Genomic DNA, 11,769 nt, shown 5'->3' on the forward strand with positions numbered 1-11,769 from the left:
CGCCAGGCGCCGCCCGAGCGCCCCGCATCGCTCGACCAGCTCTCGCAGGAGCGTGGGATCCGCCCTCAGCACGCCGGCCGCCTCCGTCCTCGCCAGCCCGTACGTCCCCCTCACCCATACGGTCGCAGCCATGGACGCAAGCCGCACCTGGAAGCCGGCGGCCACCTTCATTCAGGCCATTCGGGCGTCCGCTTCCCAAGGAAGGAGGCGATGCCTTCGCGAGCCGCCGGGGACTGGGAGGAGGCGGCCATGACCTCACCGGCGATCTCGTAGGCGTCGGTCTCCGGGCGGTCCAGCTGAGCGTAGAGAGCCCGTTTGCCCAGTGCCTTGCTGGCCGGGCTGCCACGGGTGGCGCGGAGCAGCAGCTCTTCGACGGCCGCGTCCAGCTCCCCGTCGGGAACCGCTCGATTGATCAGCCCCCAGTCGGCGGCGGTACGGGCGTCGATCACATCGCCGGTGAGGGCCATCTCCATGAGCCTCTTGCGTCCGATCGAGCGGGCCACCGGAACGGCGGGGGTATGGCAGAACCAGCCTCCCCTGCCCCCGGGGAGGGCGAAACCGGCGGACTCCCCGGCCACCGCCAGATCGCAGGTCGCCACCAGTTGGCAGCCGGCGGCCGTGGCCAGCGCGTGCACCCGGGCCACCACGACCTGCGGCACGGAGTGGATCAACTGCATCACACCGGTGCACAGCTCCAGCAGCTCCCGGATGCCGTCGGAGTCCGCGGCAAGGACGTCGGCGAAGTCGTGCCCGGAGCAGAAGACCGGCCCATGCGCTGCCAGTACGACACCCGTGGCCGAGGAATCAGCCACCTCGGTGAGGGCCTTGTGCAGATCCCGGAGCATGCCCCGGCTCAGGGCGTTTCTGCGTTCGGGGTGATCCAAGGTGACCCGGGCGCATCCTTCTCGAGCCGCCACCGTGAGGTGCTCGTACGCGGCCATGCCCCCACCCTACGCCCGGTGAACGCGCCGCGCGCCGACTCCTCGTCCCCGGCGAAGGGCCAGGATTTCCGGTACCTGTGCGTACCGGGCCCAGCAGGTCCGACGGCCCTTGAGTTGCGGCGGTGTCCACCACCGAGAGAGCCTCGGCAGGAGTGGGGCTGTCGCCTGAAGGGGAGAGCCCCGGTGAGGATCGCGTCACCTGAAGCCGGTGCGAGAGCCGGTGCCCCGGACGCCGACGAACCGCCGGCCGTGTGCCGAACGGCCCGCGCCCGAGCCAGGGGACAGGAGCCGGACCGTGAAGGACACCACCGTCACGCACATGCTCATCGTCGGTGCCGGCCCGTTCGGCCTGTCCGCGGCCGCGCTCGCCCGAGAGCACGGCATCGACACGGTCACGGTCGGCCGGCCCATGAGCTTCTGGCGCGAGCACATGCCCGGCGGACTGCTCCTGCGGTCGGGCCCCGACTGGCACCTGGACGCCACCGAGGAGCACACCCTGCGGGCTTACCTGCACGAACGGTGCCTCACCGCCGATGAGGCCGCCCCGATCCCCGTCACTGTGTTCCTCGACTACGCCGACTGGTTCCGCGAGGCCAAACGGATAGATGTCCGGGAGGAGCTCGTCACGGGCCTCACCCGGCACGGCGGCGGATTCGAGGCCGAACTCTCCGGAGGCGGACGCGTGTGCAGCGACGTGGTACTCGCTGCCCCCGGCGTCGGCTATTTCGGGGTGCTCCCGGACTGGGCTGCCGAGGTGGCGCCCGGCCGCGCCGCCCACAGCGGTGATCTGGTCTCCTTCGAGAGGCTGGCGGGGCGGCGCGTCCTGATCGTGGGAGGCCGGCAGAGCGCGTACGAGTGGGCGGCGCTGATCAGTGAGCACGGCGCGGAGCGCATCGACATCGTGCACCGCCATCCTGCGCCCCGCTTCGAGGCGGTGAGCTGGGACTTCTTCGACGACTACGTGGAGAGCACGCTGCACGTGGAGGGCTGGTGGCGTCGGCTGACGTCCACGGAGCAAGCCATGATCGTCGCCCGGTGCTGGCAGGCCGGACGGGCGACGCTGGAGCCGTGGTTGCCGCCGCGCCTGAGCTCTTCCGCCGTCCATGTATGGCCGCAGTGCCAGGTGGTGCACGTGGACGACGGCGGAAACGGCGGCTGCGTGCGGATCGTTCTGTCGAACAGCGAAGTCCTGCAGGTCGACCGGATAGTGTTCGCCACCGGATACGCGCCGGCCCTCGCACGCGTCCCCTACTTGGCGGACCTCCTCGACCGGATCGACACCCGCAACGGCTTCCCCGTTCTCGACGAGGGCCTCCAGAGCACGGTGCCGGGCCTCTACCTCACAGGCTTCGCCGCCACACAGGACTTCGGCCCCTTCTTCGGATTCGTCAAAGCCGCACCGGCCTCCTCCGCCGTCCTCCTGCGGGCGCTCCGGTCACGCTGGGGCTGACGGCACGCCCCTGGCACCGACGACGCACCGGCGTTCCACACTTCCGCGCACCCGGCAGAACTCCTGACCTGGGAGACCAGGCACAGAAGTCTTCCGCCCATACGAGCCCCGCGAGGCCACAGGCTGCAAGCCCGACCGCACAGGGGCGGGTGACCGTCGGACCGCCCGACGGGCTTCCGCGGCACCTCGGCCACCACCCGCTGCTTCTGTCAGGACAGAAGGGGCCGGCGCAGCCACGCCGGCCCCTGTGCACACGGAATCACTCGGTGACCTCATGGCCGTGACCCTCGTGCAGGCCACCGCCGCTGCCCGCCGAACCCTTGGTGTTCCGCGGCGTCACCGGCTTGCTCAGAACGCTGATGTCCCAGGCGTACTGGCCCACCGCGTTGGCGATGACGTCGATGTTGACGTCGAACGCCTTCATGTTGATGTTCTTCAGGGTGTCGCAAGCGTCGTGGTAGCAGGCGTCGTACGCAACACCGGCCCTGCCGCCGTACACCTTCGCCTGCTCGGCCGTCTTGACGCCCTCGGCACCGGTGAAGGTACCCCCCGAGGGGATGCCCACCTCGATGAACGGCCCGTAGTCCGACCGGCCGGTGAAGTCGGTGCCCTCGTACGGGATGCGCCGGCTGTCCAGGTAATCGGTGATCTGCCGCTCCAGCTGCGCCGAGCCCTCCGGGCCGGGACCGGCACCGACCTGGTCGGAGTCGTCGCCGTCGTAGACGAACTGGGCGTAGTTCGGCGAGGCGATCATGTCGAAGTTCAGATACAGCTTGATCTTCGCGCGCTCCGCCTCCGAGAGGCTGCCGACATACGCCTTCGAACCCAGCAGACCGAACTCCTCCGCCGACCACCAGGCGAAACGTACCTTGTTCCTGGTCTTCTGGTGGGCGAGCTTCAGGGCCACATCGAGGATGCCGGCGGAGCCGGAGCCGTTGTCGTTGATGCCCGGGCCGTCCGCCACCGAGTCCAGATGGGCACCGAACATCACCACATTGCCGGCGTCGCCGCCCTTGGTCTCGGCGATCACGTTGTAGGTGCGCCGGGTCTCCACGAAGGTGCGGATCTCCAGGTTGACGGTCACCGTGCCGGCGGCGGCCTTGGCCGCGAGCGCCTCGCCCTCCTCCCGCGTGACACCGCCGACCGGGATTCTGGCGGCGGACGGGTCTCCCAGGGTTCCGTTGAGCGCACCCTCGGTGTTGTTGTAGATGATCGCGCCGACCGCGCCCGCACCGGCGGCGGCCTCCTGCTTCTCCGCAAAGGTGCAGCCGCCGCGCCGGATCAGCGCGATCTTGCCGGTGAACGTCCCGGAGGCGTAGTCCTCCGGCTCGCAGCCGGTGGTGTCGTCGACCGGCACCACCGCGACCGGGGCGGTGATGCCGCCGGCCGGGCTGCTGGCGGAGTACGTCATGGCGTTCACCGGGATGTCCTGCTGCTGCGGCGACACCACCCGCAGGCTCTGCGCCAGCGTCTCGGTGAACGGGTAGTCGAACTCGTGCCGGGTCACCGAGTACCCGGCCTTCCGCAGCAGGCCTTCGACGTACTGGGCCGACTGCCGGTGCCCCTCCGACCCGGCCACCCGGGTGTTCCCGTTCCTGTCGGCGATCTGCTGAAATTGCTTCAGATGTCTGTAGGCGTCCTCGGCGCTGCTCTTCTTCACGAGTTTCTTCGAGAGTCTGGCAGCCTCCTTGGCAAGGGCGCTGTGGGCGGAGGCAGTGCCCGCCCCGATCAGCAGCAGCGGCGCCATGAGCCCCGCGACGGATACGGCGGCTGCCGTGGTGCGGCGTTTCCGAGCGTTCAAAACGCTTCCTTCCGGCGGTCCGAGAGAGACAGGCGTAATGGCTGAAACAGGCTGAACGGCGTGCGCGGTACTCCGAGGCAGACAAGGACGGCTGGATCGCTCCGTCCACTGCCACCGGCAAGGAGAAAGGTATCTGCTCAGCAAGCGCTTGATAATGGATTGACAGGAACCATCAGTGCCGACATCGCCCGCGCGGACGCCAGGCGCACCGATCCGCCGCTGATACGCATGAAGGTGACTGGAAGTCACCGATGCTGACCAGCACTCAGGGCATATCGGAGGCGAACACCGACCACTGCCCGGAGCAATTGGCTACCACGATTCCCGACAAGCCGTCAGCCGCAGAGCCGCGAGCGCTGTGCGCCACAACGATGCTTCAGCCCACGGCAGCCGACATCTCGTGCACTTCGACGAGAACCGCCTCACCGGCCGGCACACCCAGACCTGACAGCGAGGCAACGACTTTCTGGAGTGACGAGGAAGCGGCCCTGATACTGACGAGCCGACCGCAGAACTGGGGCACCTTCCGCTGGGCACTCAGGCAGGCGGACGGCCTTCATGACAGAAACCGCGATGGAACCCAGCGCATGCACTCGCCTTGCTGCGGAAGGACCTGACGGGAATGCCGGCTGAACAGCGGCTTGGGGACAACGAGCAGGAGAAGACCATTGCCCACCTGTGCCGGTGCCTCCCCACGCTCCAGCGCAGCTGCCCTGACACAGCACTGCCGCGCACTCGGCGTACAGCGCACCCAACCCGTTGCCCCGGGCGCGCTAATGATCGCTCTGCTGGACGACGCGGCCGCCCTGGAACGTCACCGGCTGCCCCCTCTGGGAGCGGTCCCAGCCTCACATGGAAAAGGAGATCCCCACCTCAAGTTCACGAACGCAACGCTCGAGCCCCTCCGGTAGGGCGCCCATCCCCTACGTCTTCAAGCTCGCAGTGGGCTGCACGACAGATCGCCTGAGCAAACTATTTTCGACTGATGACGTGCTCAGACGGGATACGGGTCGTAACAGTCCAGAGCCGGGTGGTACAGCACCTGCCATGTGCGGTCCTTGATGACACCGTTCTGCGGCAGGCCGTGGCAGCCCTGGATCCACTTGATCTTCTTCAGCATGACCGAGTCGAACACCCCGTCGAGGGGCAGCTTGGGCGGTTCGCCTCCCCACATATTGCTCAGGCACTGCGCCTGCTTGACCGCCGCACCGGTGTCACCGTGCGTAAGCGTGGGCTGATGCGTCGGTGACGTATAGGAACAGCTATCAGGGGCGGCCAGGGCGGGATGCGGTGCCGCCAGGCCCAGTGCTGCGGCTGCGCACAGCCCTGCCCCCAAGGTGAGCAATCCGTGCTGTCTCATGCCGTTCCTTCCGATCTGGCCACTTGCTGGAAAGGCTCGGCGTCTGGGGTGATGTACACCCTCATGATGCCCACGTTCAGCAGTGACCGCGAATTGCGCACCGCTCACTCGAGCGGCGGCAGGAACGGGGGGACGACGACATGCCCTCCGAGCCGACGGCGCCCCACGACAACCACGACCCCGCCGACCTCGGCATCGTCAAAATCATCAAGAACGGCCACGGCGACACCATCCCGACCTGACCTAAGCACCCCAAGGCTGCCTTCACCACGATCGCCGATCACTAGCGGCTGACCGGCTCCACGCTGTCAGGCTCACGCCAGACCGCTTCTCGGCGCGATCACCGCTGCCTCGTTCCTCGAGCTGCACCCGACAGCTGGGCCGGCCTGCTCCCTGCCCGAGGGACGACTCGACGCCGAGAACACCATCGAGCTCTTCTCAGCGCAGGATACGGGCGTCGCGCGCAGCCGCCAGCCAAGCGGGGAATTCTCCAAGAAGCTGGTCGTACAGCAGCTGATCGTCGACTTTGCGGGGATCACGACCGGCAGGGAAGAAGCCCGCGTTGTCCACGACACGGCGCTCTGGTACGGCCAGCTCGTCGAGCTTGCGCAGGAATGCAAACTCGTTGTCGTCCGGGTCGCCGAACCCGATGAACTGCCAGAACAACGGAAGCCGCGCGGCCTTGCACAGATAACGTTCGGCAGCGGGCCGGCTCGTGGGCCCGCCATCCGTCTGGAAGACCACCAGAGCCGGGGCGCGGCTGCCGGAGTCGAGGTAGTGATCGATGACCGCATCCATGGCCCAGTGGTAATTCGTGCGGCCCATGTGGCCCAGGCTCTGATGCAGCTTTTCGATGCGGCCCTGATGGCCGCCGAGTTCGAGGCTGGTGACGCCGTCGACATCGGTGGAGAAGAACACCACGGGTACGGCGCCGTCGTCGTCGAAGTGCGCGGCCAGACTCAAAACCTGCTCGGCGAGATGCTGAACGGTGCCGTCCTTGTAATACGGACGCATGGACCCCGAGCGGTCCAGCACGAGATAAACCGCGGCGCGCAGCCCCTCCAGACCATGGTGACGGATACGCGCACCGGCTGTCTTGTAGAGATTGACCAGGCCCGGTGCCGCATCCTGGAACTTGGACAGGCTGATGGCCGCGGTGCGTTCGCTGCCGTTCATCTCGCTCACTCTCTCGATCTTGCTATGCGCCCTGGCGGAGCAACAGGTGCAGTGGCTTTGTACACGAGTTTCGGTTCCGCCAGGTTGCGGGCACGGCAGATCGAGCCATGGCCGATGACCCGGAGCGTGGGACCCGGTCCAGCCGTGTTCACGGTCGAACCGCCGAACTCCTGCAGGAAGGCTTACGCAGCGTCGTGCAGGCTGAGACTGACCACTTCGAACGTGACTGTCAGCACCCCGTGCCCACCTTCCGCCCTGTCTCCCACCCCGCCTCCCCCAGACCTCACTTCACTTGTCTCCGGTGACCAACCACCCACCCGGGAAACCCAGGTTCCCGACACGAGCGAGCAACGATCATTCATTTCAACGACCGCAGTGGCTCAACCGCGGGGAGCAGCTGAGCCACCACGACTCGACGAGAAGGCCGCCGCGACCATTCCCGTGAGGGCGGGCAACAGACCGAGTGATTTGCGGTTCAAGAGCGGATGACGCACCGCAGTCGGAGGTACCGAGGAAGGGCTGCGCCCGTACATTCACCCCGGACGAGCCGGTCTCAGCCGCGGTTGATCCACTGACCGGAAGAGAGGTCCGCTCCGGGCAGCCCCTCGGGAAGGAGGTGCCGAGTGACTGCGGCCGGCTTACGGGACCCCGGGGCCCGGCAGAGTGCCTGGACGATGTGTTCATCGATGGCGGCGTCGATCGGGCTCGGCTCCAGTGCTGTACCTTCTTCGTTCATGCGCTGGTACTTCATCAAGTTCCAGCCCATGGCGAGTTGGCGCTTGCCGTCACGGCTGGACAACGCGATCGTGCCGGCCCCGAAGACCGCTCCGCTGTGGCCCCAGAAGCGGCCGCAGCCGGGCAGGTCGACCACGTAGATGCCGAGGCCGTAGTCGATGCTGTCACTGCCGCCGACGGTGACGGGAACCGTGCGCAGCATCTCGTCCAGGGCTGCCGATCCGATCAATTTGCCGGTCAGCAGAGCGCGGTAGAAGCGGTTCAGGTCGTCGGTGGTCGAGACGATCGCCCCCGCAGTGGACGCCCAGGACATGTCGTAGACGCTGTAATCACGGGGCGGGTCGATCAGACCGTAGAAGGATTCGTACATCCGGGAGTGCGGGCCCTTGATGTACGGGGTGCGCGGGTAGAAGGTCGCGCGCAGCCCGGCCCGGTCTATGACATTGCGGGTGAGGTACGTCCTGGCGTCCTGACCGGTGACCTTCTCCAGGAGCAGCCCGGCGAGCACGTAGTTGGTGTTGGAGTACGACCCCGGCTGCTCGCTGGGCCGTCCCGTGGCGGGCGCCGCCAGGCCGAGCCGCACCAGTTCCTCGGGCCTGATGAAACGGAAGCGTTCTTCGTCGAGACTGGCCGTGGAACCTTCGGCCAGCGAAGGAAAGGCCCCCAGAATGTAGTCGCCGATCCCACTGGTGTGATTGAGGAGCATCCGCACGGTCACCTCCCGGCCCCGCTCCCCTTTGACCAGCTCCGGGAGATACTCACCGATCGGCGCGTCGAGCCGGATCCGGCCGCGTTCCACCTGCTGGAGCACTGCGACGGCGGTGAACGTCTTGCTGATGCTGCCCACTCGGTGCCGCATGCCAGGCGTGACGGGACGCCCGGTGTCCACATCGGCGAGCCCGGACGCGCCGGTCCACCGCTCGATGCCCGCACGAACGGACGAGTAGCTGCCGTACATACCTGCTTCGTGGACAGCGTCCAGCGTGGTGCGCAGAACGGCACGGTCTAAGGACCTGGCCGCCGGTGAGGTAGTCTCCGTGCCGGCCGACGCCGTCGGCACCGCGGCGACCATGAACAGAGCGGCGCCGAGGACGACTCCGGCAAGTCGTTTGATACGCAAGGCTTTCCCCTCCTGGTGTTGATCCGCTTTCCGCTTTCTGAGTAATCCTCATGGGTCGTCAACGTGCCTTACATCATCCCCGAGGATGATCATTGACGCAATCGATGTTCTGACATCCCGTCACCCATAGAACTAATCCGGCATATCGCAATAAGAGCAAGAGAAAGTCGGTCAGCGGGCTGGAGGAATGCCTCAAAGGCATCGCCGGGATGCTTCCAACGGAGAATAGAGCCCGAACGGCGAAGCCATGCGACTGGGCGAACCCACCTCCGACTATCCAGCACGGTTTTCGCGGCGTACGACTGGCGCACACGCGTGTACGCACCGATCACGGCTCCGCTACGTACCTCTCACGAAACACTGAAGGCCTGGGTGTCCGAGCACGCAGCGGTGCTGGCAGAGCAGTTGAACAGCCTCGACTCAGGCTTGCGTCTGGATGCGATCCGTTATGAGCGGGGGGCTGATGTGTACCTGGTACGAGGACTACACCTGGCTCCTTTTGCGGATTGCTGGCCGACTCACTATGACCGATCAGGAGGTCGTTGCCGAGGCTGCTGTCGTCCTGAAAACCTGCCACCTCATCGCTGCTCCAGCCCAAGAAGCGTTTTCTATCTACATCAACGCCCAACGTGCAGCGCACGGCTCCAACGTGTGGGCCGCATTCGACCCACAGCTCCGCAAAGGCCATAGGGAAGCCGTTTGAACTCCGGTATGTCTTGGTGATGTACGTGTGCTGTCGAGTCTGTTGACTGCACTGGATGGCAACATTGTTGCTTGGCGTGTGGTTCAGGTTGCGGGATATCTACCGTAGGTAGCTGACCAGTTGGTGCCCGGCTTTGTGATCACTTGCACCGGATCGACCTCTCCCGGCAGTGGGCTGAGATGACGACCAACGTGATCTTCTTCGCCTTGGCCGTGCTAAAGGTTGTTTCGTAATGGTGATCGGTAGTTGTAACGTGCTTTGCCGAGCGGAGGGCGGGGGTGCGCGTGGACATCGTGTCGGTCTTGGAGACGCTTGCCGGGCAGGGGGTGACCGCATTGGTCAAGGCGGACGGTGAGCGGATGTTGGAGCAGTCCCGTCCGTGGACCTTCGTCGCCAGTGGTGAGCCGCTGGGTGGGCAGGTGGTGCGGGTTGATGCGGTGTCGGTGGAGGCTTGCCTTGCCGCTGCTGTACCGCGCTTGCGTGCACTTGGGGTGAGCGTGCCGGAGTGAGCCGACTTAGCCGGCGGGGGTGGGGTTGTGCATGCGGGTGACGTCATTGGTCGCCCGGTGGACGCTATCGCCCTTGAGCTGGCAGTTCCTTACGATCTTCCAGTTCTTCATCCGCGCGAAGACGTGCTCGATGCGGGCCCGGACTTGTCGATGGGGGGGCGTTGTGCTGCTCCTTCCACCGCGGTGGGCGGTCCTGTCCGGTTCGGCGGCGGTGCGGGATGAGGGCACCAGTGCCCCGGTAGTCACCGTCGGCAAGTACGGTGGCACGGCCGTCGGCCTTCTCGATGCCGGACTCGGCGAGGCCGTGCGGTTGTTGCGGTTGCCCGGCAACGGACGGCCGACCGCCCGCACCATCCGGGTCTTTGCCGTGATCAGCACCTGCGGATTTGTCGAATACTGGTGGTTCTTTGAGGAGGCGGCCAACGAGTGGTCACGGGTGGGGATCAGCGTGCCGTCTGTGGTTGGTGGGCTGTTCACTGCGTAGATCGCTGCGGGTCTTTCTGGTGCTTGAGGCAACGATGGTGCGGTTCTGCGCGTTCGGACGGGTACGGTCTGGCCACGGCGGGGAAGGTTCTCGATGCCACGTATTTCTGCTCAGTGTCCGGCCCGGTGTGGCCGGGCCGCGTGTTTCCGTGGGTCTGTGTCTTTCTGGTGCGGTGCTGTGATCAGTTTGCTGAACTGCTCGTGGGTTCAGCCTGGTGGACGGGGTTGTCCGGGAGGGTTCTGAGGCTGTGATCGCACCAGCCGTGGTGGGATTCTCTCGTCAGGCTGTGGGGCGTTCGCCAACTTCTGGAAATATCAGGGTTGTTCGGAGGGTTTCGGTATGGGAGCTTCACGCCTGTGGCTGCTGAGACTCAGGTGGGAGAGTTGTTGCGCCGGCGCGGCTGGCGGGCGGCATTCACGGTTGCTGGAAGGGTGAATGCGTGGGCTGCCCTGGTGGGTGCCGTCGAGCGCGGTTATGGCGGCGACGTCTATGGGTACACCAACGATCTCTACTGCCGAAACTGGCTGCACGAGGCGTGGCTCCTGCTGGACGAACACATCGTCCAGCTCTGGACTTTGCAGATCAAAGCTCTCGACGAGCGGTACAAGGCCGCGACCGTCGACGACGATGGCCAGGCACTCGGTCAGTTCCACAGGTTGCCCGGCCCCGATCTGTGGTGGTGGCGCCGGCACCCTTGCATCCTCACCGGAGACCTCGGGCGTTCGACTTCGCTCGGCCGGTGCCATTGGCGTCGACCTGGACACCGTATGAGCCTCAGTATCGTGGGATTACGGGATAATGCTTAGCCGTAGTTTCTGGGGTTGTGGGTGGGTTTGGGTGTGTGGTTGTGTTGTGGGAGTTTGGCGGCGGGGCTGAGGCACTGGCTGTTTTGGGTGCTGTGCTGTGGGTTGTGGTTCGGGGCTCTGTGATGGCTGACCGTGTGGTGGTTTGCCTGGGTCGTATGGGCCTCTTTTGTGGCATTGGCCTTGCTCTTGCTTCGGTGAGTAGTTGGCTTTGCCTGGCATGGTGGCGGGTTTGGGAGCATCGAGAACGGTGAGGAACTTCAGCGGATCGGTCGTACCCTCATTGTCTGGTTCGGCTCTCCAACGCCCGCAGCGGAAAAGGATAAGGACGCCGAAGCTTTGAAACGCTGAAAGCAGCTGGCCTCTTTAATCCCCGATCCGGACCGAACCCCCGTCACCGACAAGATATCTGACGCCCTATCACATACTCGGTCAACAAGGCCGGTCACCCAGCACTCTCTTCCTGTAGCCAGCCCAGGCCCGATCGCTCCGCGATCGGGCCCCAACACCCCTTAACCACAAACCAAGTTGCACATAGTGAACCAGCAGAGTCGGAAGGGGTCCGGATCGCGGAGCGATCCAGACCCCTTCCGACGACCAGCAATCTGATCCGCGGAGCGGATCACCCGGCCCCGAAGGGGCCGACGTCTCCGCGGATCAGATTGCTGGTCGTTGGGGGGGGGGGTG

10 protein-coding genes are annotated in these 11,769 nt (G+C 65.8%); 5 read left to right on the plus strand and 5 right to left on the minus strand.

Annotated features, from left to right (window positions below; translation table 11 throughout):
- Nucleotides 1-167: 167 nt before the first annotated feature.
- Entirely contained in the window at nucleotides 168-941 is a 774-nt protein-coding gene (locus tag ABD224_RS17585; protein WP_344050811.1) for an enoyl-CoA hydratase-related protein, read from the minus strand.
- A gap of 295 nt (nucleotides 942-1,236) precedes the next feature.
- Between ABD224_RS17585 and ABD224_RS17590 the strand changes: the two genes are divergently transcribed.
- Complete coding sequence (locus ABD224_RS17590; RefSeq protein WP_344050813.1) at nucleotides 1,237-2,391, plus strand: NAD(P)-binding domain-containing protein; 1,155 nt, start codon at nucleotides 1,237-1,239, stop codon at nucleotides 2,389-2,391.
- Between the two features lie 259 nt (nucleotides 2,392-2,650).
- Here ABD224_RS17590 and ABD224_RS17595 read toward each other — a convergent pair whose 3' ends face one another.
- The 4 genes from ABD224_RS17595 to ABD224_RS17610 all read right to left on the minus strand — a co-directional run bounded on the left by ABD224_RS17595 (nucleotide 2,651) and on the right by ABD224_RS17610 (nucleotide 8,583).
- Nucleotides 2,651-4,192, minus strand: a complete 1,542-nt coding sequence (locus ABD224_RS17595; protein WP_344050818.1) for a M28 family metallopeptidase — start codon at nucleotides 4,190-4,192, stop codon at nucleotides 2,651-2,653.
- A gap of 994 nt (nucleotides 4,193-5,186) precedes the next feature.
- Nucleotides 5,187-5,552, minus strand: coding sequence for a peptidoglycan-binding domain-containing protein (locus ABD224_RS17600; RefSeq protein ID WP_344050820.1), 366 nt, complete (start codon nucleotides 5,550-5,552; stop codon nucleotides 5,187-5,189).
- A gap of 438 nt (nucleotides 5,553-5,990) precedes the next feature.
- On the minus strand, nucleotides 5,991-6,728 hold the full coding sequence (locus ABD224_RS17605; protein ID WP_344050842.1) for a vWA domain-containing protein: 738 nt from the start codon (nucleotides 6,726-6,728) through the stop codon (nucleotides 5,991-5,993).
- A 553-nt stretch (nucleotides 6,729-7,281) separates the two neighbouring features.
- Nucleotides 7,282-8,583: a serine hydrolase domain-containing protein gene (locus ABD224_RS17610; protein ID WP_344050822.1), complete on the minus strand. Its 1,302-nt coding sequence runs from the start codon at nucleotides 8,581-8,583 to the stop codon at nucleotides 7,282-7,284.
- 463 nt (nucleotides 8,584-9,046) lie between these two features.
- Here ABD224_RS17610 and ABD224_RS17615 point away from each other — a divergent pair, with 463 nt between their 5' ends.
- The 4 genes from ABD224_RS17615 (at nucleotide 9,047) to ABD224_RS17630 (ending at nucleotide 11,085) form a co-directional block, all read left to right on the plus strand.
- Nucleotides 9,047-9,286: a hypothetical protein gene (locus tag ABD224_RS17615; RefSeq protein WP_344050824.1), complete on the plus strand. Its 240-nt coding sequence runs from the start codon at nucleotides 9,047-9,049 to the stop codon at nucleotides 9,284-9,286.
- 284 nt (nucleotides 9,287-9,570) lie between these two features.
- Entirely contained in the window at nucleotides 9,571-9,795 is a 225-nt protein-coding gene (locus ABD224_RS17620) for a hypothetical protein (protein WP_344050826.1), read from the plus strand.
- Between the two features lie 73 nt (nucleotides 9,796-9,868).
- The gene (locus ABD224_RS29465; RefSeq protein WP_425580994.1) at nucleotides 9,869-10,279 is read left to right on the plus strand and encodes a hypothetical protein; all 411 of its coding nucleotides are present in this window, start codon (nucleotides 9,869-9,871) and stop codon (nucleotides 10,277-10,279) included.
- A 356-nt stretch (nucleotides 10,280-10,635) separates the two neighbouring features.
- Nucleotides 10,636-11,085: a hypothetical protein gene (locus ABD224_RS17630; RefSeq protein ID WP_344050828.1), complete on the plus strand. Its 450-nt coding sequence runs from the start codon at nucleotides 10,636-10,638 to the stop codon at nucleotides 11,083-11,085.
- Nucleotides 11,086-11,769 lie beyond the last annotated feature (684 nt).

Origin of the sequence: Streptomyces thermoalcalitolerans (genome assembly GCF_039525155.1) — a bacterium.
GTDB lineage: Bacteria > Actinomycetota > Actinomycetes > Streptomycetales > Streptomycetaceae > Streptomyces > Streptomyces thermovulgaris.

Bases quoted from the DNA above. Each gene is read 5' to 3' on its own strand.
- ABD224_RS17585 (WP_344050811.1), bottom strand. From the start codon at position 941: ATGGCCGCGTACGAGCACCTCACGGTGGCGGCTCGAGAAGGATGCGCC.
- ABD224_RS17600 (WP_344050820.1), bottom strand. From the start codon at position 5,552: ATGAGACAGCACGGATTGCTCACCTTGGGGGCAGGGCTGTGCGCAGCC.
- ABD224_RS17605 (WP_344050842.1), bottom strand. From the start codon at position 6,728: ATGAACGGCAGCGAACGCACCGCGGCCATCAGCCTGTCCAAGTTCCAG.
- ABD224_RS17615 (WP_344050824.1), top strand. From the start codon at position 9,047: ATGTGTACCTGGTACGAGGACTACACCTGGCTCCTTTTGCGGATTGCT.